Source organism: Flavobacterium sp. CECT 9288, assembly GCF_918731615.1.
GTDB lineage: Bacteria > Bacteroidota > Bacteroidia > Flavobacteriales > Flavobacteriaceae > Flavobacterium.
In genome coordinates, this window is the sequence record NZ_OU957226.1 from 2,283,382 (window position 1) to 2,307,835 (window position 24,454).

Sequence of the window (24,454 nt, forward strand, 5' to 3'; positions counted from 1 at the left end):
ATCTGGTTTTTTTATGTCTTTTATTTTCTAGTTACATTTAACTAAATGTCTTTTTATTCTTGATGGATTTGTTGTATTACCATCACAACTTGGAATGTCTGCAAATGGAATTAGCTTGCCATTAACTGTAATCTCAGTTCTTGTGCTTACTCCATCCCCATCGTCATCTACGTCTTGAAAATTAGGTATACCATCCTTATCCGTATCATCTGCATAACGTATAGCATCTACAGGTGGCGTTGGATATGTTGTAGTATTGCTATAATTAGTCATATAACCATCTCCATTTAAATCTTCAAGATAATCAGCAATTCCGTCGTTATCAGAATCTATTCTATTTATTTCATACAATTTGATACTAAAAATCAACGGAGCATATGGAGGAATTCCATTTTGACCAGAAGCAAAATAAGCTAATCCAGAAGGAATAAATAAAACCCCAGCTCCAAAATCACTGTACGAAACAGTACCATCAGGATTTGACCTATATGTTCCAGTTTTAAACTGTGGAAACGACTGTCCCCAACCCGCAATTGTAGATGTTAAATTAAAGAACGTTTGCGGATTACTTGATTCTTCAAAAAAAGTTGCCCCAAGTGTATTTACTTCAGCTACTTTAGTTCGAGATAAATACTCTCCTCTGTAAGCAGTTAAAACACCATCAGTACTAGATGGTGACGCTCCAGTACCTTCACGTAACACTACATAATACAATTTATATGTAACTCCATTTCTAAGTACTTCTCTGCTTTGTAATTTAGGAAAAGTGGAACTATTTAAATAGGACCAAATAGATGGTTGATTCCCTCCTGTAGGAATTTTTAAGATTTTGGTAACCACATCAGGGTTTGTATCCTCTATATAATATGTTTTTAAATACTCCTCAATATCCGCAAGATCAGTAGCATACTGAACTGCAAATTCTCTTGGCGGGCTAAGAGTAGCGGCTTCATCCTTAGAGCATGAAAATAAAGACACAGTTGTAATTAATAGAAAAAAATAATACTTAAATTTGTTCATTATTGCTAATTTTTAAGTGCGCAAGATACAATATTGATTGATTTTTGTAAACTATTTAACTCCGATTTTAGAAATTTTATGAGAATAGATAAATATTTATGGTGTGTCCGGTATTATAAAACCAGAAACATGGTTACCGAAGCCTGTAAAAAGAATCACGTAACCGTTAACGGACAAGTAGCTAAACCTTCTAAGGAAGTTTTTCCTACTGATAAAATCACGTTTAGAAAAGATCAAATCACGCAAATTATTACGGTACTTGACGTTCCCGAAAATCGCGTAGGTGCAAAATTAGTAGACATGTACCGCCGAAACGATACCCCTGCCGAAGCTTACCAACACCTGGAACTTTTGAAATTATCAAAAGAACATTACCGAAAAAACGGAACCGGAAGACCAACTAAAAAAGACCGTCGTGATATTGATGAATTTGGTAACGAAATAATCACCGATGATGATGAGGTCGATTAGCATTAAGTAATACAATAAAACATTAGTTAACTTTTGTAAAACTAATACCTAACCGTAAAATATGAATGCAAAATAAGTAACAAGTAAAATTAAGTACAACATAAAATAACATTTGCCAGCCTAGGCTCCCTCCTTTTTGGGGAGGGCTGGGGAAGGGAAAACAAATTTTCAAAATAATGAGCAAAAATATCATCTTGAACAATCAGGAAATCGAACACAAAATAAAACGAATTGCCTATCAAATTTACGAAACCTTTGTAGATGAACAAGAAATTGTCATTGCTGGAATTGCAAGCAACGGTTTTACTTTTGCCAAAAAAATAGCAGCAGTTCTAGAAACTATTTCGCCAATAAAGGTTACGCTTTGCGAAGTAAAAATTAATAAACAAAATCCACAATCTCCTATTCATACCTCGATAACCCAAGAACAGTACACCAATAAAGGTTTAGTACTTGTTGATGATGTATTAAATTCAGGTACCACCTTAATATATGCTGTGAAACACTTTATAGACGTACCACTGAAAAAATTTAAGACAGCAGTATTAGTTGATCGAAATCACAAAAAGTACCCTGTAAAAGCCGATTTCAAAGGTATTTCACTTTCTACGTCACTTTTTGAGCATGTACAAGTTGTGTTTGACGAAAATGGCGACAATTACGCTTACTTAAGCTAATAAAGTAATAATATCAGCAACCGTTTGTTCGATAGATTTTTCATCAACCACTACTTTATATTGTGCTTGATTGTAATAAAAGCTTCTATCGAACAAATGTTTTGCAATAAACTCCCTCATTTCTTCTTCGTTTTTGCTGGCAATAAGCGGTCGTTTGCTTTTATTTTGATGCAATCTTTGAAATAAAGTCTCAATCGAAGCTTTTAAATAGATTGAAAAAACGTTTTCCCCTTTAAAAAATTCATGATTATTGGCATAACAAGGCGTTCCTCCGCCCAAACCGATGATCATTTCTTCTGTTGATTGCATTAAATCGGCAAAAACTTCGTGTTCAATTTTGCGAAAATAGATTTCACCATGCTTTTCAAAAATAGCATTTATGGACAAATTGAGCTTTTTTTCGATCATTTCATCTAAATCTACAAAAGGGACTTGAATACTTTTAGACAATTTTTTTGCAATAGTGGACTTCCCGCAGCCCATATAACCTAATAATATGATTTTTTTCATCTTAATAAAACCTTACAAATTAAGGGGTTGAGTTTTTTTCTTTAAAAAAGACAAATTTATAATAAAAATGCTTGCAATTATCCGAAATTAGTTCTTATATTTGCACCCGCATTCAAGGAAAGAATATGACTCGATAGCTCAGTCGGTAGAGCACATCACTTTTAATGATGGGGTCCTGGGTTCGAGCCCCAGTCGGGTCACAAATTTAGTGATCAACACATAATTTCCTTGAAAGCAATGACTCGATAGCTCAGTCGGTAGAGCACATCACTTTTAATGATGGGGTCCTGGGTTCGAGCCCCAGTCGGGTCACAAAAGGTTGTTCGCCATGGCGAATGACCTTTATTTTTTTTAGGCCACGTGGAGAAACGGTAGACTTGCCATCTTGAGGGGGTGGTGCTCGTAAGGGCGTGTGGGTTCAAATCCCACCGTGGTCACAAATAAAACCCAACAACTTCTTATAGAAAGATATTGTTGGGTTTTTTATTTAATAATTCTTCGATATTTTCTCTACACTATTTATTTGTCTTTAAAACTTATTTGACAAAAATCTCCTTTAATTGCCCAATAATGTTTCCACCGCCAGAAATAGTAATTTCACCAATTTTATCGGCAATTTTCTCAACATATTCCATTTCTTTCAATTTCCACAACATTTCGTTTTCTTCCATTAATTTAGCAGTATTCAACAAACTTCTTGTAGAGGCTGTTTCTTCACGTCTCATAATGCTATTAGCCTGCGCTTTCTTTTCTGCAACTAAGACCTGATTCATAATTTCTTTCATATCACCAGGTAAAATTACATCTCTTATACCAGCATCAGAAACTACCAACCCTAAATCATTGCTTTTTGCGGTCACTTCTGCTAAAATAGACGCACCAATAGTATCTTTTTTGCTCAATAATTCATCTAAAGTAAAACCGCCTACAAAAGCTCTTAAAGCCAATTGCATTGCTACATACAATTGTTTTTCAAAATCTTTATTAGCCACCAACGCTTTCAAAATATCAGTTACTTGATATTTAACAAAGAAATTAATTCTCAAACCCGCTTTGTCTTTGGTCAATAATTCTTGACCAGAAATTTCCAATTGTTGCATTCTAGCATCGACTGTTTTAACCTCAACAGGAATTGCATTATTCCAAAAGTAATATGTACCAGCAGTCAATTCTTTAGTAAAGGCGCGATTTACAAATAACAAGGCTTTCTCATGACTCATGACTTGAAACTTTCTAGTAAATGATTTTACTTTTGTGTTTTCCAACAAAGTCATCGCAATTTGCTCTGTGATGTGTACTTTAGACAAATCAGCTTTGATAAATTTATTGTCTGCATAGCCTCTCCAAAAAGCATATCTGCCTGTTGTCAATACTTCTTTAAAAATGCCATTTTCAAAGTACAAAGCCATTTCGTTATCTGCTACTTCAATTATTTCCAACATAGAACCCAAGACTTCATTTTGCAATAAAAGATTCAATTCTACTGGAGAAACAAAGGATTGTTTCATTTCGTAAATGCTTGCTTCTTTGTTACCAAACAACCAGTATTTACCTTCATTCAATACTTCGATTAATTTTCTATTTTCAAATACCAAACCTACTTGGTATGCCTCAATTTTAATTCTTTTCAACATCATTTCTATTTATTACAATTATTATACTTTTTTTAAATAAGAAAACGTTTTGCCTTTGTCCTTATAAAAAGACGGAATGTAAAATGTTTAGTGTTTCTTTAATTTGGTTTTTGATTCTATATTATTTTCAATATTGTATTTAAAACCTTCAAATCTTAAAGCAAATCAATGTCGCAAAAAACGAGTTTCATATTCAGGTCACTTCATAAGTGTAAAACTTGAACACTAGTTCTTTTTTTACTGACAAAGACAAATCAGTTTTCTTTGTGTCATTCTTTTTAAGAGTGAATGATCTCTGGAATACAGATTTTAAGTCTGTAAAATCTACATTAAAAGTGTAGCACTCTACCAATTGAGTTATCACATCAAAATGTGAGAAGGACTCGAACCTTCACTTTCTATTGTTCTAACCAAACTGAACTATCACAACATAACATTGTGAGTGGGATTCGAACCCACGACCCATAGCGTGTGATAATTTTTTGGAAAACCATCAAAACCTCCAAATCAAGTTGTATAGTAAAACAGAATACTTCCCAGTACTATTTACCACAATGGTGCTATACAGAAACACACAACAGGACTTGTTTGATATTATATATGTAATGAACGTATTTATTGCTGAAACAAATATTCAAAACTAACTACGCAATTATTCTGCGTACCTAATTTATTTGTGGAACAGAACCGAATCGAACGGTTCCCTCCTGCTCTTCAAACAGGCGTGCACACCATGTGCACCACTATTCCAATTTGTCTGAGAAGCAGGACTCGAACCTGCAACCTCCTGCATCCAAAGCAGGTAAACAACCAATCGTTATCTTCCCAGAGTTATAATTTGGGTGTTTTCGGGAATCGAACCCTGTTCTTCGGATTCACTCCCGAAACTTCGGGACGAGATTTTACCAAATAAACTAAAAACACCGTGTGCGGCTTATACGAGAATCGAACTCGTTTCTCCCGAGAGACAGTCGGGAAGGTTAGCCAGTAACCCCAATAAGCCAGTTTCCTTTCTAAAAAACTTGTGACCTCGACTGGACTCGAACCAGTAACCTACTGCTTCGTAGGCAGTTGCTCTTTCCAATTGAGCTACGAAATCAATAAAAATTAGACATAAAAAAAGCACCTCTTTTGAAGGTGCTTCTTATCATAGCAGGAGAATATAATCATTATATTTCCCGATGAATGTCAGTACACCTATCTGTTAGTAAATCCCCATAAAAACACGGGTTTACATCTTGAGTAAATCGAATATCAAAATTCATATCCAGAGTCACTAGTAAATGAAGTTTGTCGTTATGTGATAGTATGTTCGTTTTCATAATCTTATTTATTTATGTATTGCAATTTTTATTATTATTCAAATTGCATTTTGTTTGTGTCTAATTTTCTGAGGCAAAGATAATGTCAAAAAAAACTAACTTCCAAATTTATTTTTAATCAACTCATTGATTTTCAATTATTTATATTTAATTTTAAAACATAAGAAGTCCTGTCCGCTTGTGTGCGGATAATTTTATTTTGTCAAATGGCTGTCTCTCATTTGGTTACTATTCAAAGCTTATATGTCGTTATTTCGTTTGGGCATGAAACATTTTGTTTATTTTTTTTAAATTATTTTTATCATTGCTATTTTTAATTTCTTTTGAACTCTTATTTCTATTATTTCACCTAAAATCATATCGAGATAAAATGCTATAAAACCAAAAAAGCGTCCCGATTAAAGGACGCTTTTGTATTAATTATTGTTTTATAAAATCAATTTACGGATTTATAGCAACACATACAACGTCCAAAAAGCCCACACGGATATACACCCGCAAAGCGATCTGATCTTTCTAATAGTATATGTTTTTGCTTGTTCATGAGGCAAATGTAGTATTATTTTTTAATTATTGATGCAATTTTTCTCGAATGCGGATCAAAGTCTGAATGGCCATTTCAAGAAGTTCATCATAAATTTTGTTGCCAGTTTTTAAATCGGTAGCTAAGGTTGAGGTAGCTAACCCAAACGAATTACTCCCCGAAATAACTTCGAAAAGGATTAGGTTTTGAGATGTGAGGTCTTAAATGGCCATCGTTTTTTGGTAGCTGCTATCTCTAATTAAAACATATTTAAAGTTTTTCAAATATTAGAATGTACCCAAAAAAGGTTACGGTTTCAAAATTTTCTTATTAGCAAATAGGCGCAAGCTACTTTTTGTTTTTTTTACTACATTTAGTACTTGAACAGTAATACTACAAATGGCAAATTTAAAAAATACTCCTGAAGTAATTAAAGTACTCCACTTTTTGGATTCAATAGGAATAACCGTGGTTGAAAAAGAATTAGACGACACCACTTTTTTACCTGGTTTGGCTTTGGGTGCCAATTGTGTTCAAATAGATTTCAACAAGTTATTGTATGCTGGCGATATTTTACACGAAGCAGGCCATCTGGCAGTAACTACCAGCGAAAACCGAAAAAATATAGGTACTCCCAAAATGGCTAGCAACTGGCCTACTGATGGAGAAGAAATTATTGCTATGTTGTGGTCTTATGCTGCACTTACTCATTTAAATTTACCTGCAGAATTTGTTTTTCATCCTAACGGTTATAAAAATCAGGCGTCTTGGCTAATTGAGAATTATAGCAATCAAAATTATATAGGATTGCCTCTTTTAGAATGGACTGGGCTTTGTTTGACCAAAGAGCAAGCGGACAGAGAAAATACAAAACCGTTTCCCACGATGGTAAAATGGGTAAGAGATTAAATTATGAAAGCATTAATACGACATATAAATTTTGAGCTTTCCTTTGATGTCAGTAAATTACAAAACGATTTACAAAAAATACTAAACAATAGTTGGGTGCAGCATTACAACAAAAATGATTATGACGGTTCCTGGACATCAATTGCCTTACTTTCTGTCAATGGAAAATCAGATGCTATTTATGCCTTTGACCAAACTGAAAAGGAATTACTCCCTACTCCTATTTTAGCGCAATGTTCCTATTTTACTCACGTTATAGATTCGCTTTTATTTAAAAAAACTACGGTCAGATTATTAAAACTAAGTGCAGGCGCAATAATAAAACCGCATCAAGATCATTGTTTGGGTTATGAAGATGGCTGTTTTAGAATGCATATTCCTATTGTTACAAATCCGTTAGTTGAGTTTATTTTAGACAACGAACGCCTGCACATGAACACCGGAGAATGTTGGTATATTGATGCTAATTTTACACATTCAGTTGCGAATAAAGGCACTAAAGACAGAATTCATTTGGTAATTGACGGCATTCGAAACAATTGGACCGATGCTTTGTTTTTTGCTCATGCCACAGCAGAAGAATTTATTAAACCGGAACCCGTGATGAGCCAAGCTCAAAAACTACAAGTCATTGAAGAACTTAAAAAACTAAATTCACCCGCGGCAAATGCCATAATTACGCAATGGCAAAGTGAGTTGTAGAATTTATTATAGTACCATCATGAGGTGTTTTACTTTTAAACCATTAGCAGAGTTATGTGTTTTTTTTGAACCAATCCTTTAAATACAATTATTAAAAGTAAATAACTAGTAATTAAATATTCTAAAATCTCAACACACTAAAGAAATCTTTAGTGTGCTGAGTCATAATCCTTGCTACTTTTACCGATGAAATCTCTTTAAAGTCAGCTGCTGTTCCAACTGCAAGATGCCCCCACATAGAGTAGTGTGAAATCTTTTACATGTTTGATGTGTTGTAATTTATAGAGTGTTTTGTCTTTCATTTCTTTTTTATAAATTATCAAATAATAAAACACAAATTCGCAAAAAAAAGTTACTAATTTGTGTTTTAATTCCACTGTTTTTCTATGATAAAAGATACCACTACGTTTTAAGTACTATATATTGTCCTATTTAAATTTTGACTGAAAAATATTTTGTTGGCAATTTACAAAACAATATTTTCGGAAATGCGCAAAGACACAGTACTCAAAAAAGCTTTCTTTGCAGCTTTGCGAGAAATCAATAAAAAATATAACACTATTTTATTCTCATTACTTAGTTTCTATTGCAAGGATTTATTTCTGATTTTTGAACATGTAAAAACCTAACAGGTTTTGCTATGATTATCATTTTTACAAAAGACGCACTACTATACGCCTCTAAAATATATGCTGTAAAACCTTAAAAAGAACATACTTTTACCCCCGTAATAAACTTGAAAACAAGGCAACTTCAAATCTTTTCACTACGCATCAACTACCTGATTTATAACATCCAAAACAAATTCTATAATATATTTATCTTTTGTAAACTCTTTATTGATTCGGCTTTGTCAAATTTGCTTGCCTCCAAAGGATTTCGCCCATTCATGAATGCCAAAATATAGTCTAAATCGAAGATGATCGCCTTGGGAAAATTGGGTTGTGACGGCTGTATTTTGGAGCTATTTTTATGATCTTCTTATAGGGGACTAAAATATATTTATACAAAACAAGGTTCACATTATGTAATTATTTAATTAGTACAAAAAAACTTATTATTTTAATTCATTACATTTAAATATTGCCCTATTAATTTACCAAGGAAGAATAAATATTAGGCATGATTGTGATGAGTAAATCTTATGTTTAAAATGCCCGTTACCTCTTAAAATACAGGGAAAATTTACTTTGTATTTTTTTTAAAAGTCCAAAGAGTTGATTGTATCATTTAAGCTCTTTTTTCATATTTAAACAATTAAAATACAATAAAACTCATATTTATTTTATTTTTTTGTTAATTTTGCATCCTATTCTTAATTAATGCAGAGAATTTACAAACCAAAAAAAAACCAAAAAACCCCAAAAAAATGCTAAAAAACTACTATTTTAAAGGAACGCTTTTTACTGCGTTATTTTGTTCTATGCTTACGACTTTTGGTCAGACAAAGTCACAAAGAACACAAATTACAAAAGAGTATAACACTAAAGAAATTAAGAAACTATCAAGTTCATTTTTAGAAAAACAGAAAACCAATAAAAAAGCAGCAATTACGTTTGCAAAAGCAAATAATATTCCTGTGTCTGTTACTCTAAATGATGGAGGATTTGCTGAATTACAAAAAGTAAATGCAGATGGAAGTTTACTATATTACAGAACTTTTAACGTTGCTGCGGCAAGATCGACCAGAACAAATTATTTAAATACAGGTGGAGGTCTTGGATTAAGTGTAGATGGACAAAACATGACTGCCTATGTATGGGATGGAGGACATGCAAGAGTTACACATCAGGAGTATGATGGTGTTGGAGGAACAAATAGAGTGTCAGTAGAAGACGCCTCTACTGAAGGAGGAACACAACTTAACTTTCACGCAGCTCACGTAACAGGAACAATATGTGCTAGTGGATTTGCGGCTAATGCAAAAGGTATGGCTGCACACTCTAAAGTAAAGGGGTATATGTGGAATAATGATTTATCTGAAGCTACAACTGAAGCAGCAAATGGAATGTTAGTTTCTAATCACTCTTACGGTTATCGATCAAAAGATGATGCAGGAAATAATATATTGCCTAATTATTTCCCCGGAGCCTACATAGAAGATTCTAGAGACTGGGATAATCTTATGTATAACGCTCCTAATTATTTAATGGTAGTAGCAGCTGGAAATGATGGAAATCAGTCGATTACTGCAAATCCATTGGCTACAGGATTTGATAAATTAACGGGACATTCTACCTCAAAAAACAACTTGGTTGTAGCTAATGCTCAAGATGCTACTATTGATTCAGCTGGAAATTTAGTTTCGGTAGTCATCAATTCGTCAAGTAGTCAAGGACCTACAGATGATTTAAGAATCAAACCAGATATTGCTGGAAATGGAACAGGTGTTTATTCTTCCTACCAAAACTCGGATTCAGCTTATGGAACGATATCAGGGACATCGATGGCATCGCCTAATGTTGCAGGCTCTTTATTGCTTTTACAGCAACATCATAGAAATGTTAAAGGTAGTTTTATGAGATCAGCTAGCTTAAGAGGACTTGCTCTTCATACCGCTGATGATGCTGGATTGGCTGGCCCAGATCCTGTTTTTGGTTGGGGATTAATGAATGCAAAAAGAGCGGCAGAAACCATAACTAATACAGGGAATAGCTCAATTATAAGTGAATTGACATTACAGCCTGGACAAACGTACACCATTAATGTGAACAGTGATGGTGTAAATAAGTTATTAGCTTCTATTTGTTGGACAGATCCTACTGGAACTGCAACCACTGCTTTAAATTCTTCAAGTGCAATTTTAATAAATGATTTAGATATTCGTATAACTAAATCAAGCTCTGTATTTTCTCCTTGGAGGTTAACTGGTGTAAACACAAATGGAACAGGTGACAATACAAAAGATAATTTTGAAAGAGTGGATGTTACGGGCGCTACTGGTCAATATACAATTACAGTAACTCATAAAGGAACAACACTTTCAGGTGGAAGCCAAAATTATACTTTGATTGTTACAGGAGTTACTACAAATGTAGTTACTTGTAACGCAACAGTTCCCACTAACTTAGCAAGTTCAGCTATAACTACTACTGGAGCTACAGTTTCTTGGGGGGCAGTGACTGGAACTACTTATGAATACCAATATAAAACTACAGCTGCAACAGCATGGACAACGGGAACATCTGCAAGTGCATCAGTTTCATTAACAGGTTTGACAGCAAGTACAGCTTATCAATTTCAGGTAAAAAGTATTTGTCCAAACAATACATCCTCTGCTTTTTCCGCTAGCTTAAACTTTACGACGGCAAATGTACCTGCTCCAACTTATTGTACTTCTACATCAACAAATACTACTGATGAGAGAATTGCAAGAGTTCAATTAGGAACTATCAATAACGCTTCAACAAGTACCACAGGTTATGAAAACTTTACTTCATTATCAACAAACTTAACTAGAGGTACAGCAAATACAATTACAATTACTCCGTTTTGGAGAAGTACTAGATATGCTGAAGGATATTCAGTTTGGATAGATTACAATTCTGATGGAGACTTTACTGATGCTGGTGAGCAGGTTTTCACAAGAACAGCAACTACAACTACACCAGTAGCAGGAACATTTACTGTGCCTGCCGCTACAACTACAGGTCCAAAAAGATTGAGAGTATCAATGAAGTACAATGCTGTCCCTACTGCTTGTGAATCATTTACATACGGGCAGGTGGAAGATTATACTGTAAATATTGTCGCTTCTAGTGTTGTGAATGCAATAACTTCTGATCTAGAAATTGATGGTAACAAGAATAATTATGACTTTGCTATCTATCCAAACCCAACCAAGGGGATTTTGAATATCAGTACATTCGATAATAGAGCAGTAAGTTATGTTATTTATAGTTTAATTGGTAAAAAAATAATTTCTGGCAATGCTATTGAAACAGGAATTGATGTATCTGAGATTCCTTCAGGAATTTACGTTATTGAATTGAATGACGGAAAGAAAACAGTTTCAAAGAAATTTGTTAAAAATTAAAACGATATATCATTACTTAAAAACGCCTTGACATTCAAGGCGTTTTTTTTTTACATGAGCTCCCTAAAAAATATAAAAATGGTAAAGTAATTTAGTTGAAGTAAATTTCTAATGTGGAATTTGGGATAAGTACTTCTCAAGATATGAATCACGCCATAACGTAAATTCTATGAAGCTTGAATTCACAAAATGATACTATTGGTAATTTTATAAAACCGGAACCCGTGATGAGCCAAACTCAAAAACTACAAGTTATAGAAGAACTAAAAAAACTAAACACACCCGCAGCAAATGCTATAATTACGCAATGGCAAAGTGAGTTGTAGTTCTTTGCCATAGTGCCTAGTGAAAATGCTATTGTCTGACCATTTTATCGTACTAATCGATCTGTAACATGCAATACAACCTAAATTTCATGCGGATCGTTTAATTACGTCCCCAAGTTCTAGTTGATAGTCATTCCCATTTTTGATTTACGGCATATTGATTTTTGTATCTAAAATAACTTCGAAAAGAATTAGATTTTGAGATTTTAAGTCTTTAATGGTCATTGAATAGTTTGAAATATATTTAGGAACATCATTTTTTTGTATCACTTAATTGTCTCCAAAGCCATTCTAAAGGTCCGTAAACATGATTTTTTAGCCACCAATAGCTAAATCCGATTTGAAGTACATAAATAGCGATTGCAAACAAAAAGTAAAAATAAAAAGGCATATGATGAAACAATCCTAAACCAACTCCCTGAAATACGAAAAAAGCAATTAAATTTTGAGTTAAGTAATTCGTAAAAGTCATTCTGCCTACCCATGAAAATGCTTTAAATGTTTTTTTAAATTTTTGATTTGTATAGAGCAATATAATTAACAAACTCGTAGAGAGCATGGTTGTTAAAACGATCCAATAATGAAATGAGAAATACTTTAAATAAGGTAATTTATACATATTCGAAAGTATAAAAATTCCCCATAAAACGATAGTGATGCTTACTACTAAAAATAAGGATTTTTTTATTTGACTTTTCCTTTCAAATAAAGTTTCCAAAATCTTACTCTTTTGAATCGCCAATCCCAATATCATACATATAAACATAATATAATGTACTGTTACAGAATAAGCCAAATTAAGAACTTCAGTATAAATTGAATTCAAAAGATTATATTTAAAAACCTCTAACAATTGGGTACTAAATCGTAAAGGTGCAATACCAGTTGTCAACGTAGTGATATATGTCGTATCAACAGTATTTATGTATGCCGCTAGTAACGGCGCAAATAAAAATAACACACCAGCTATGTACAATAATGTTTTAGCGGAGAAATGAATAAAAAACAAAATAAGCAAGCCTAAAAAAGCATAGTCTCGTAAAATATCACCATCATAAAATAAACTGTTTACAAAAGCGAATACAAATAAAACCAGCATGCGGCGTGCCAGAAAAAAATAAGTTTGTTGCTGCTTTTTAGCATAAATGACTCCAAAACCAAAACCAAAAAGAGTAAAAAGCAATGTCCATCCTTTAGCTGAAAAAAGTATGAATAACACTCCATTTATTACTGTTGCTACAATTCCATCTCCATGTATTGTCCATTCTGGGCTGTAAGCATAATATAAATAATTTGAAATAACTACTATTAAAAGTGCCCAACCTCTGAGCATATCAATAATTTCGACTCTTTGTTCTTTTTGCATCATTGTTTTAAATTCTATGTAACTTTTTACTTTGTAAATTGTATTTTGTTTCACCTCTTACTACCTATAATTTTACCCGTAAAACTCAATTCGCGGCAAATAATGCTCGCCTTTTATAGTGATGTTAGAGCTTGGCGTATTTAGCCCAAAGGATTTACTACCTAAGATTAATTCGAAAAGGAGTAGGTTTTTGGTGTGTAGGCCTTAGATGGTGATTTAATAAATGTTTTAAAATTTAATATTTGTATTCAATAACTTCATTAAAAATTTGTAAATCTGAAATATCATTATCGGAATGGAATTTTTTGCGACCATCCCAATCCTTAAAGTTAACTTGCCTTTCTCCCCATATTGCCCAAACTAGTTTATAATTATTTTCGAAAAGAAATTTATCTAATAAATCTTTTCTTAAATAAACAAAATGATGGTTGTTATTGTAATCTTTATGATACCTAATGTTTTGTGATGCTAAATTTTCACTTTCATCAAAAAGATTAAATGTTTGTGGTTTATCAATCAATTTTAAATAATTTGCTATTTCTCTTGCAACAATTGTTTCATGTCCAGCATCATTTAACACACTATGGTGTCCTTCCCAATTATATGACATTATTGGTAATAATACTTCGTATTCCTTTGAAGTTATTCTATCAATTTCGACAAACTTAGGAAATGAATGTTTGATTTCATTATCCTCAAAAAATACTTTATGATAATAACCTGGCTCACCTTTTTTAACTTTTACTTTTTTTCTGCTAATCTCAAATCTTAATTCGCATAAGTTTTCTACCGTTGAGTCGTCAACACTATATAATTCACCTGCAAAAGAATAATAATTAGTCCTAACTTCTGGTAAATTCATTCTCCCAAAATCTATCTTTTTAAGATGTTCTACAACTTCTTTGTAATCATCATTTTTTACCAGTAAACCTTTAATAAAATAAAAAACTTCTCTATTAATTTTTTTGTCTTCTTGAACTACAAAACCATCTAAACAAATCCAATTCCCATTGTTTTTTTTCAGATTTTCAATTTGCAAATATTCATTTACATCAGGTTTTCCCCCATCTCTATACCAGTCAATTAATGACAAGTTTCTATCTCCAAGGTAATCTTTCAGAATAAACTTTTTGCTTTTTTGCTTTATTGGAAAAGTTGGATCAATATCTGCATCAGATAGTCGAAATCTTTCCCAGTCATTATCAAGTAAGTTCTTATCACTTTGCAATCCTGCAATCTCAAAATAAGCAATCCAAGAATACTTCTTCCCATATCTTTCGATATTTGGTTGCTCACTACGTGAACTGCGGTAGTTATCTTCTCTAATTCGATTATCCACTTTATCAAATTGTTCTTTATTCCAACCAAGATTAAAAACACGCCAATAAATTTGTCTGCGTACTTTTTTCTTCTGTGGAGGATTTGAATAAGAATGACCATTTTTAACTATTCTACCAATTGTATAATTACTGAAATCCATACTGATAGGTTCGGATGAAATGCCTTCTTCTTTTGAAGAATTGAATTCTTTAGGATTACGAATTCCTCCAAATTTATAAGGTGCTTTTGTGTTTTTAATTTCCTTAAGCGATAATGTTCCTTTTTTGTGTTTAATTCCAATTTCAATACATTTTGAAGCATAATCTCTGGCTAAAATGTGAGTAGTCGAAAATGGAGCATCTTTCTTAAAAATTAAGTCATATAATTTATTTACAATTAACGGAAAAACAATCTCTTGAAAATTAGTATCATTCAAATCATTGTGCTTTGCTAACACAACACCATATAACGATGCAAGAGTTCTTTCCCACACATACGGATCATTTATAGATAATGAATATTCAACTAATTCAAGGAATTGATTTGGGCATTTTCTACCATAATAATATAGCGCTCGTGTTGATAAATCTCTTAATTCTCTATTGGTTGAAGTAAGAAACCACATAATTTTTTTAGCAGCTAAATGAACTTTGTCCGTTTTTAAATCTTTCTTACTCTCACAAGCAATCTTAAAAGCGTCTATGAAATCTTTATAACCTTTATCATAACTTCCATTATTCATTCTATTATATTCCGACCAACTTAAATCTCTATCGGAAACTTTCATATCAAAAAGTAAATCAGATAGTAAATGTATATTTAATGGATGCTGACTATCTAAATCAATATTTCCAAATAAGTTATAAATTAAATTATGTTTTTTGATGTTTTTGAAATTTTCGTAAATGATACTAATAACAAAATCTTTGTTTTTTATAATTGTACTTCTATTAACCTCAAAAACTGAATTTAAAATATATTCGTCAAGTATTTTATTTTCACCTATTTTATAGAAATCCAAGCCAAATCTTTTTATTGCTAAAACACAAAAACATCTTAAAATATCATTAAATAATGGATGAAATGTATCTCTAAGTAAAAGTTCATTTATAAATTTTTCTGAGAGCAATAACACTTTGATATCATCAACTGTCTTTATTTCATCAATTATCGTTTTAGCTATTAAATATCCACTTAATAAATCGTATGTAAAAGTAATTACCTCAACATTGTTCCAATCTCTAAAAATTAGAAGATCTTCTTTTTCAAAAATCAACAACTGTTCTTGAGTAATGATATTATTAATCGCAAAGTCAAAATCTATTTCTCTACTACTATTATCCCATAAAAATTTAGAAATTTTTTCAAGAATATTTATTGAAAATTTCTTATTAAATTTCAACTCATAATTTAATTTTAGAATAATATTTTGATTACATTTTATTAGATATTCATCAAAAACATCGAACAAATCTTCATTTTGAAAAGATACTGTTAGTCCTTTTTTTGTTTCGCAAAAAATTTTTAAATAAAGTGGCTCAGAAAAACTACTTAATGCTCCAGAATGATTTTCAAGTTTTATATTGTAATGCTTAAAATATTTATCAATTGCTTCGTTTACATTATAGTGACTAAATCCATGAACTTGTATTTCTTTTGAATCATAGTACTCTGAATAATTAAAATAACCTTTAGAAAATAACTCTCTTTTATAAGATGTTCTAAAAGTTGTTATTATTAGAATGTTTGGGAATTTTTTTCTTATTTCATTAATGAGTTCTTCTAAATTATCACCCCAAACGCTTTTCCAATATATTGCTTCATTTAATCCATCAATCAATAAAATTGCTTTTGTATTATTTACCCTTCCTGAAATATTTAAAACACTTAAAAAGTCACTAAAACTCCAATCTGTTGGTAAATCTAGAATATCTCTTAATTGAACTTTTAATGGCAATTCCGTTTTTAAATTTTTACCAAAAATAAATATTGCTGGTTTTTTTCGTTCTAAATGTTCTTTAACAATATTTACTGCAATATGAGTTTTACCTTTTGAAGCATTACCAGATATATGAATTTCATTATTTTTCAAAGAACCAAGTTCTTCAAAAATCGTCAAATAATAATCATAATTACGGATCGTAAAATATGGACCAAGTAGTGTTTCTCTACATTCTTTGATTTTATTTTTTGCTTCTGTGGTTATTTCTAATTCTTCACTATCCCAGTGAATAGATTTTAGTTTTTCTACATTTTTATAGTCAATATATAATTCATAAAAATCTCTAAATCTATTTTTATAATTGTCAATTTTCAAATCTAGTGCTGCCGATAATTTATGATTGTCTAATAATAAATAATCCTTGATTTCATTAATTAAATTTACACCGTCTTGAACTATTGTATCATAATTATTTGAAAATAAAAATTCTTTTATTTCATCATAGATTTCATTAAAATCATAATTGTTTTTATTGTTTTTTATGCTTTTTATATTCGCATCATACTCTTTTAGAAAATGTTCAATACCAATATCACTCTCTTGTTTTTCAATTATAATAACTAACTCTTTTCCTCCAATATGTCTTGTAACAAAATCATCAACATCCCCCTTTGTGTGCAGATTATCTAGATATTTTGTTTTAATAACATTTGAATTATATATCAAATCAAATTTTTCTTGAAACCAATTCTCATCTAAAATTTTATCAGTAAAAAAGAATTTATGAATACTTGGATACTTTCTTGAATAGTGTAATAAAATGCTATCCCCCCAATGATCAATTTTGATGTCTGCATCATCTGGTAATACATTATTTCCTTTATGTACTAAACTTCCAATACCATCTAACCAATTTTTTTCATCATTTGTCATAGAGTTTTTGGAACATAAAACCCATTTCTTTAATCTAGAATTGTGTCTATTATAAGCAGTTTGTAATGATTTTTTAATTTGCTCTTTTCTACCACTTTCATCAAATCTTCCAAAAAATTTACATTGCCAACCCCATATATCACCATTCGGAAACTCTAAATAATATTCTACACCATCACCACCGCCACTATCATCAATCCGGACGAAAGTTCCCATTGATTGATACTCTTCAATACATATTTGAAAGCATAATTCCTCAAAACTTTTATTTTGTGTAGAATTATACGGTCTTAAATTTTCCCAATTTATCAAATCAATCATATAACATAATAAAGTTAATTTTATCTAAAATATTCATAAATAAACCCTATCAACCTAATCCGTCCTCTTCTTCCCTCCCCAAAACCACCCACATTCTCACGATTAATTAAGAACAATTCTCTCCTGTTTTATTTTACATAAGGTATTTCTCAAAAATAATAAAAACAAACTACAAAAACAGGGTATAACTACCTGTTTTTGTAATTAAAATAACCCAAACTGTTTTCTCAATTTAAACTACAAAGTCTTACGGGTTGCTTAGGGAGGTTTTGAACCTCCATCGTTTTGGGTTTGCTATTTTCTTCTTCTTTTTTTCCATGGGGCGTTGACTTCCCAATTTCCTGCCATGATGCAACCATAAGGAAGTACTTCATCTATCACGGTTCCTAAACCAAACTCCTCCATTTGATTTCTTACTGATGCTGCATTTTTATAGGCCGATGGCAGCTCGGTAATGTCAATTTCGTTCGAAAAAAATCGAATATCCAAGCCTTGGGTTTCTTCTTCAAAAACTTCTTGGATTGTTTTTTCTCCCTTACTTTTTCGGTGTTGGGTTCTACTTATGTTTCTTCCGGCACCGTGTGGTGCAAATCCTAAATTGGTTTCGGTTGTGGCTCCTTCAACAATTAAAACGGATTCAGCCATATTCAACGGAATCAAACGTGGTCCTGTGCTATCAGGCATGAATTTCGGGTCCAATGGTGTGGCGCCTTTGGCGTGATAAAAAAGGTCTCCCTCTTTGAAAACAAAATTATGCTCGTTCCAGTACCTATTTTCTTTTTCGATTCCCAATTTCTCTAAAGTAGCATCGTGCAGGCATTCGTGGTTTAATTTTGTCCACGAACGTATGATTTGCAACGCTTCCCAGTACACCTGTCCTTCCTTTGTATCAAACGGAATCCACGCATTTTGTGGCAAAGTTTCTGGCGATAGTGTTTTTCTAAACTTTTCGGCAAGATGCATTCCTTTTCGATACAAATTAGCACCCACGCCTCTACTCCCGTGATGCGTTACCATCATGGTATTTCCTGTATTTTTTGAAATCCCTACAAACAAGAAATGGTTTCCATCGCCTTGTGTTCCTAAATGCGAACGAGCAGCGCTAATCATTTTTTCATCGTTCAAAAAATAATTGCTTTGAAATGCTTCTAACATTTCAGCAGGAAAACGGAATTGCGTTTCGCGACTTCTTCCGCCTCCACCAAAATGGGTAATGGCATGCGCTGCATCTAAAACTTCTTTTGGATTTGTTTTTCCAAAATCAGTTAGCATCACTGAGCAACAAATATCAGCACTATGCATTCCCGGATGAATTGCATTTTTAGCCACCGCAACTCCACCCACCGGAATGGTTCCGTCAGGACCTGTAGGGCAAGCATCCGGCATGATGACACCATTGACTAAAGTTGGCGTTCGCATCAAGGTTTTCATGGTTTGCACCACATCGGTTACATTTTTTTCTTCTAGTTCGTTTTCTGCCTTTATATTTTGGTGAAAAGTGATCGCTTGAGCGTGTAACTCTATAGGATCAGGCAATTTGAATTGTGCTAAATAGGCTTCTATTTCTTCGGTTTCTAATTGATTGTCATTGATATGTGCAAGTGCTTCTTTAAACCAAGCTCCTTGCCTGAATCCTAATTGAATAATATCAGCTCCTGTAAATTGTAATTTTTGTTCCATTTTTATTCTGTTTTTATTTCTTCAACAAATATTCAAAACCTACTACGCAGTTATTTTGCGTAGTACAAAAAGATTTGTATTTTTGATTCAAACTCAGCGCAAATGCTTCAAAATAAATATACTGCTTTACTGCTCCAGATTGGTTTTAATGAAAATGCAATCCTGATTAATTGGCTTGATTTAGTAAAAGCCTATGCTGCTAAAGGGAGACATTATCATAATTTAAATCATCTGGAAGAAATGATTGTTTTATTTGACCGCTATAAAGAGGCGTTGCAATTTCCTAATGAAGTTTTGTACGCTATTTTTTACCACGATATTATTTATAAAGTGACCCGGAAAGACAACGAGTTAAAAAGTGCTGAACTTGCTTTGTCTATTTTGCCTGAAAATGCCACACTAGATAAACAATTGGTTTTTGACATGATTTGCGCTACTCAACTGCATCAACAAAACGACATAGAAGACATCAACTGGTTGATTGATTTTGATTTGAAAATACTGGCTAAAGACTGGAACAATTACACCATTTATTGTGATCAAATTAGGAAAGAGTATAAAATTTATCCCACTCTCTTATACCAACCTGGTAGAAAGAAAGCATTGGAGCATTTTCTTGAAAACGAATTTATTTTTCAAACCGTAGAATTTAGAACAACATACGAAGCGCAAGCGAGAGAAAATATACAACGCGAAATAGAATTATTAAGCTGAAATTGAAAATAGTGTTGCTTTGCGTGAGGGGTAGTAGCGAAAATCCTTTTAGGGCTGTAGCGGTAGCGGAAGTTCTAAAAGATTGCAGCGCATGACCCGACCCGTAGTTTTTACGGAGGGACACGCCCCAAAAAAAAAGAAAATATGTCACAAAATAAAAATGCGCTTATCCGGTATAAAACGATTGATAAGTGTTTGCAAAATAAATACCGTACTTGGACGCTAGAGGACTTGATTGCGGCTTGTTCTGAGGCTTTGTTTGAGTACGAAGGAAGGGAAAATGCGGTAAGCAAGAGAACGGTTCAAATGGATATTCAGTTGATGCGTAGCGAAAAACTGGGCTACAATGCCCCCATTGTGGTGTATGACAAAAAGTATTATACGTACGAAGACGAGGAATTTACGATTACGAATATTCCGCTGACGGAAACGGATATTAATGTACTCACAGAAACGGTTTCAATGCTGAAACAGTTTAAAGACTTTTCTTTGTTTAATGATGTGTCTGATATTTTGCAACGTTTAGAGGATAAGATCTATGCCGAAAAGTCTCAAACACAACCGGTGATTTACTTAGACAAAAACGAAAAACTGAAAGGCTTACCATTTTTAGAGGAAATTTACCAAGCCATTATTAAAAAAACAGTTTTGGTAATTACGTACAAGTCATTCAAATCGCAGGAGGAAACGGTATTTCATTTTCATGGATTTATATTAAAAGAGTTTAACAACAGATGGTTCTTGATAGGAAGAAGAAAGAAAAACCAGCCCATAACTAATTTGGCACTGGATAGAATCATTGCTATTGATTATGATTTTAATATGCCTCATTTAGAGGAAAATTTTAATGCGGACCTGTATTACAAAAATGTGGTGGGAGTGACTGTGAATACGGGCTTACGTCCGCATCGATTTGAACTCTGGATTGACGCTATTAATGCTCCTTATGTACTTACTAAACCCTTGCATAATTCACAACGGTTGATTAAGCAAAATGAAGATGGGAGCATTGTTATTCACTTATTTGTGATTCCAAATTATGAATTAGCACGTATTTTTCTAGGTTTTGGCAGTGGTCTTGAGGTGATACGACCCGACTATTTCCGCAATCAAATGAAAAGTGTTATCCAAAAGTCTCTGGCGCGTTATGCGGAATAATTGATTTGACCTCATGAATAAGGTGTCTTCAACATTTTTCTGTAACCTGATGTTATTGTTTTAAGGTGCAAGAATTAGGCGTTGCAATTTTGAAAAAGATAATATGAAGCACCAAGAAAATATTAACGTTTGTCATTTCGTTAATTTGTCTTGATGCGTTACTTTTGCAGCGTCAAAACAACCACTTTGAAAAAGTTCAGTATCTACATACTTTCTTTTATTTTACTCCTGCCCACTTTTGGCAGCTCTTTTACGTATTTGACATTTAAACTTCAGCAAGAAGAAATTGCTAAAACCATTTGTGTGCAACGCAAAATGGTTTTTAATAGTTGTAACGGACGTTGCGAACTGCAAAAAAGTCTAAAACGCTACACTGATAATGAGAAAAGCATGCAAAACACCCTCAAAGAAAAAGTTGATGTGGTGTACGTGCAAGAGTTACTAAGTACTTCATACGAGTTGGTACAACCAATCATTATTACAACAAAAACTGAAACTGTTGTAAACCGTAAACCGATTTCCTTTTCGGCTTACACCTTTCGTCCTCCCGCTTATTTCATTTAAAAAGATCAATCTGTTTGAGAACGAAATGCACCTTATGTTGCCTATTTCGTTTTACAATATTGCGTAGGCACTAACCGCGTCTTGATCTTTCGTGCTTTGTTTGCTTGCTTTTTAGCCTTGCAAACGATTTAAACTTTCACTGAAATAAGATTTTTACACCTTTCAAAAAAAATGAAAAAATTAATTTTTGTAATGCTTTTGGCGTTACAATATACCTATGCACAAAAAACTGCTGCAGTAGATAGCAGCGGCGTAGAAAACCTAAACGAAGTAGTAATTACCGCCAACCGTGGCAAGGCCAAACGAAGTGAGGTGCCAGTGGCAATTTCTAAACTATCTACAAAACTCATTCAAGAAACTAAAGCAACTTCTGCTTTCGAAATTGTGAATAAAACGCCTGGCGTAATGATGACAAATCTCGGTAACGAGCAACACGGAATGTCCATCAGGCAACCTATGGGTTTGAGCCCGTATTATTTGTATCTCGAAGACGGCTTGCCCATTCGACCACTCGGCGTTTTCAACCACAATGCTTTGCTTGAAATGAATCCGTTTAATTTACAGAATTTAGAAGTGATCAAAGGACCCGCTTCATCACTTTACGGTCCAGAGGCTGTGGGCGGAACCATAAATTTTATTACCGTAAAACCAAGCCGCGATCCTGAGTTTAAAGTAGGCATCCAGGCGGATCAATACGGCTACCAAAACCTGCAAGCCTTTGGCAGCGCTACTATAGGCAAATTTTCGTTTGCCATTGCGGGTGCGAGCACAGACCAAACTAACAGTTGGCTCACTTTTTCTGACTATTCAAAAAATAATTTCAACGCAAAACTTCAATATGTGTTTTCTAACACGTTACGCCTAGTAAGCAATACTTATATAGGTGAATATTACTCTGACATGACAGGAAGTATCAATGAGCAAGACTTTAATAATCGTTCGTACAAAAGTACAACCGATTTTACCTACCGAAAATCAGAGGCTTTGCGGAGCCGTTTAACACTTGAAAAAGAATGGTCTGAGAACAGTCAAACCGTTGTAACCGTTTACCACCGAGACAATAAATTAGGGCAAAACCCAAGCTATGGCATTCGATGGAATCCTACGCCATCAGCAACCAACGATCCTACAAAAGCAACTGGCGAAATCAATTCGAACGATTTTAAGAGTTACGGTGTAGTGGCACAGCACACACAAGGATTTTCGTTTTTAAACTCTAAACTAATTGCCGGAACTACTTATGATAGGTCACCAAACGATTATTTTTCGCACCAAATTAAATTACAAGCCAACCGAAATCCGGATGGAAAGACGGTAAATAATTATCAAATTTTAGAAGTTCGACCAGACTTACGCATTTCAAATTACAATGCTACCATTTACAACAACTCGGGCTATGTACAATACAACTTTCAACCGCTTTCAAAAGTAACGGTAACTACAGGGGCGCGCTACGACTACATCAAAATTGATTACATCAATAACATCAATGCTACTTCGGGAGCCAAAACCTACGATCAACTAACCTTTAAAGCGGGTATCAATTATAATCCGCTTACTACCCTTGGGTTTTATGCCAATTATTCTCAAGGATTCTCTCCACCTTCGGTGACCACTTTATTCCGTCCAAAACCTGGAATTACGCCCGTACAATTTTACACGGATCTTGATGCCGCACATTTTTCAAACTATGAAATTGGTGGTTATAGCAGTTTTCTAAAAAACAAATTGACACTAGATTTTGCCGTGTATGTACTTGATGGTCGCAATGAATTATTGAGCATTCGTCAACCTGACAATTCAACCGATACCCAATCAGCCGGTAAAACAAGCCATAGAGGAATTGAACTTGGGTTACAATACAATCCGTCCTCACAGCTTGCATTTCGCCTTGGCGGAACCTATGCGCGCCACGAATTTATCGACTTTACCGTTTCCAGACGAAGCACCGATGCAGTTCAAAAACTCGACGGCTTTGACATGCCTAGCGCACCGCGATGGATTGCTAATTCTGAGCTCAATTATTACCCAAAATGGTTCCCAAACTTCCGTGCAGCACTAGAATGCCAGTACGTATCAAGCTGGTTTCAAAACCAAATCAACACTGTTTCCTACGCGGGTTACACCCTTTTCAACGCTCGATTAGGCTACCGCTACAAGCAAGTTGAAATTTTTACCAATATCATGAACTTGACCGATAAATTGTATGCTACCAATGTTTCTCGGGGCAATGCCGAAATCGATCAGGCTACATATACCGCCGCCGCACCCCGCATTTTCATGATGGGATTGCAGTACAACTTATCATTAAAAAAATAATTATCAG

16 protein-coding genes and 6 tRNA genes are annotated in these 24,454 nt (G+C 33.4%); 13 read left to right on the plus strand and 9 right to left on the minus strand.

Annotation, left to right across the window (positions count from 1 at the left end; genetic code table 11):
- Positions 1–27 precede the first annotated feature (27 nt).
- A complete protein-coding gene (locus LQ189_RS10110) occupies positions 28–1,020 on the minus strand; it encodes an FKBP-type peptidyl-prolyl cis-trans isomerase (RefSeq protein ID WP_230156402.1) in 993 nt (330 codons plus the stop codon).
- A gap of 78 nt (positions 1,021–1,098) precedes the next feature.
- Here LQ189_RS10110 and LQ189_RS10115 point away from each other — a divergent pair, with 78 nt between their 5' ends.
- On the plus strand, positions 1,099–1,491 hold the full coding sequence (locus tag LQ189_RS10115) for an RNA-binding S4 domain-containing protein (RefSeq protein WP_086454030.1): 393 nt from the start codon (positions 1,099–1,101) through the stop codon (positions 1,489–1,491).
- A 176-nt stretch (positions 1,492–1,667) separates the two neighbouring features.
- Positions 1,668–2,168, plus strand: a complete 501-nt coding sequence (locus LQ189_RS10120; RefSeq protein WP_230156404.1) for a phosphoribosyltransferase family protein — start codon at positions 1,668–1,670, stop codon at positions 2,166–2,168.
- Here the strand turns inward: LQ189_RS10120 and LQ189_RS10125 are convergent.
- A complete protein-coding gene (locus LQ189_RS10125; protein WP_230156406.1) occupies positions 2,160–2,678 on the minus strand; it encodes a shikimate kinase in 519 nt (172 codons plus the stop codon). The genes LQ189_RS10120 and LQ189_RS10125 overlap by 9 nt on opposite strands.
- A gap of 127 nt (positions 2,679–2,805) precedes the next feature.
- Here LQ189_RS10125 and LQ189_RS10130 point away from each other — a divergent pair.
- From LQ189_RS10130 to LQ189_RS10140, 3 genes are all read left to right on the plus strand, one after another.
- A tRNA-Lys gene (locus LQ189_RS10130) sits at positions 2,806–2,878 on the plus strand.
- A gap of 39 nt (positions 2,879–2,917) precedes the next feature.
- Positions 2,918–2,990: transfer RNA gene (locus LQ189_RS10135), tRNA-Lys, on the plus strand.
- A 42-nt stretch (positions 2,991–3,032) separates the two neighbouring features.
- Positions 3,033–3,115, plus strand: a tRNA-Leu gene (locus tag LQ189_RS10140).
- Between the two features lie 99 nt (positions 3,116–3,214).
- On the opposite strand, the gene LQ189_RS10145 is transcribed toward LQ189_RS10140, so the two are convergent.
- The 4 genes from LQ189_RS10145 to LQ189_RS10160 all read right to left on the minus strand — a co-directional run bounded on the left by LQ189_RS10145 (position 3,215) and on the right by LQ189_RS10160 (position 5,411).
- The gene (locus tag LQ189_RS10145) at positions 3,215–4,315 is read right to left on the minus strand and encodes a slipin family protein (protein ID WP_230156408.1); all 1,101 of its coding nucleotides are present in this window, start codon (positions 4,313–4,315) and stop codon (positions 3,215–3,217) included.
- A 674-nt stretch (positions 4,316–4,989) separates the two neighbouring features.
- A tRNA-Phe gene (locus tag LQ189_RS10150) sits at positions 4,990–5,062 on the minus strand.
- 6 nt (positions 5,063–5,068) lie between these two features.
- A tRNA-Pro gene (locus LQ189_RS10155) sits at positions 5,069–5,141 on the minus strand.
- Positions 5,142–5,337: 196 nt separating this feature from the next.
- Positions 5,338–5,411, minus strand: a tRNA-Arg gene (locus LQ189_RS10160).
- Positions 5,412–6,556: 1,145 nt separating this feature from the next.
- Here LQ189_RS10160 and LQ189_RS10165 point away from each other — a divergent pair.
- The 4 genes from LQ189_RS10165 (at position 6,557) to LQ189_RS10180 (ending at position 12,130) form a co-directional block, all read left to right on the plus strand.
- Positions 6,557–7,066, plus strand: a complete 510-nt coding sequence (locus LQ189_RS10165; RefSeq protein WP_230156410.1) for a hypothetical protein — start codon at positions 6,557–6,559, stop codon at positions 7,064–7,066.
- Between the two features lie 3 nt (positions 7,067–7,069).
- Positions 7,070–7,768, plus strand: coding sequence for an aspartyl/asparaginyl beta-hydroxylase domain-containing protein (locus tag LQ189_RS10170; protein WP_230156412.1), 699 nt, complete (start codon positions 7,070–7,072; stop codon positions 7,766–7,768).
- A 1,369-nt stretch (positions 7,769–9,137) separates the two neighbouring features.
- Entirely contained in the window at positions 9,138–11,804 is a 2,667-nt protein-coding gene (locus LQ189_RS10175) for a S8 family serine peptidase (protein ID WP_230156414.1), read from the plus strand.
- 176 nt (positions 11,805–11,980) lie between these two features.
- The gene (locus LQ189_RS10180) at positions 11,981–12,130 is read left to right on the plus strand and encodes a hypothetical protein (protein ID WP_230156416.1); all 150 of its coding nucleotides are present in this window, start codon (positions 11,981–11,983) and stop codon (positions 12,128–12,130) included.
- Positions 12,131–12,383: 253 nt separating this feature from the next.
- Here the strand turns inward: LQ189_RS10180 and LQ189_RS10185 are convergent, their stop codons facing one another.
- From LQ189_RS10185 to LQ189_RS10195, 3 genes are all read right to left on the minus strand, one after another.
- A complete protein-coding gene (locus LQ189_RS10185) occupies positions 12,384–13,499 on the minus strand; it encodes a DUF418 domain-containing protein (RefSeq protein ID WP_230156418.1) in 1,116 nt (371 codons plus the stop codon).
- Positions 13,500–13,731: 232 nt separating this feature from the next.
- The gene (locus LQ189_RS10190; protein WP_230156420.1) at positions 13,732–18,012 is read right to left on the minus strand and encodes a hypothetical protein; all 4,281 of its coding nucleotides are present in this window, start codon (positions 18,010–18,012) and stop codon (positions 13,732–13,734) included.
- Between the two features lie 294 nt (positions 18,013–18,306).
- The gene (locus LQ189_RS10195; protein WP_230156427.1) at positions 18,307–19,692 is read right to left on the minus strand and encodes an RtcB family protein; all 1,386 of its coding nucleotides are present in this window, start codon (positions 19,690–19,692) and stop codon (positions 18,307–18,309) included.
- A 102-nt stretch (positions 19,693–19,794) separates the two neighbouring features.
- Here LQ189_RS10195 and LQ189_RS10200 point away from each other — a divergent pair, with 102 nt between their 5' ends.
- The 4 genes from LQ189_RS10200 to LQ189_RS10215 all read left to right on the plus strand — a co-directional run bounded on the left by LQ189_RS10200 (position 19,795) and on the right by LQ189_RS10215 (position 24,447).
- Entirely contained in the window at positions 19,795–20,406 is a 612-nt protein-coding gene (locus LQ189_RS10200) for a hypothetical protein (RefSeq protein WP_230156429.1), read from the plus strand.
- 144 nt (positions 20,407–20,550) lie between these two features.
- Positions 20,551–21,564, plus strand: a complete 1,014-nt coding sequence (locus LQ189_RS10205) for a YafY family protein (protein WP_230156431.1) — start codon at positions 20,551–20,553, stop codon at positions 21,562–21,564.
- 186 nt (positions 21,565–21,750) lie between these two features.
- Positions 21,751–22,128: a hypothetical protein gene (locus tag LQ189_RS10210; protein WP_230156433.1), complete on the plus strand. Its 378-nt coding sequence runs from the start codon at positions 21,751–21,753 to the stop codon at positions 22,126–22,128.
- 171 nt (positions 22,129–22,299) lie between these two features.
- Complete coding sequence (locus LQ189_RS10215) at positions 22,300–24,447, plus strand: TonB-dependent receptor (RefSeq protein WP_230156435.1); 2,148 nt, start codon at positions 22,300–22,302, stop codon at positions 24,445–24,447.
- The last annotated feature ends 7 nt before the right edge of the window (positions 24,448–24,454 follow it).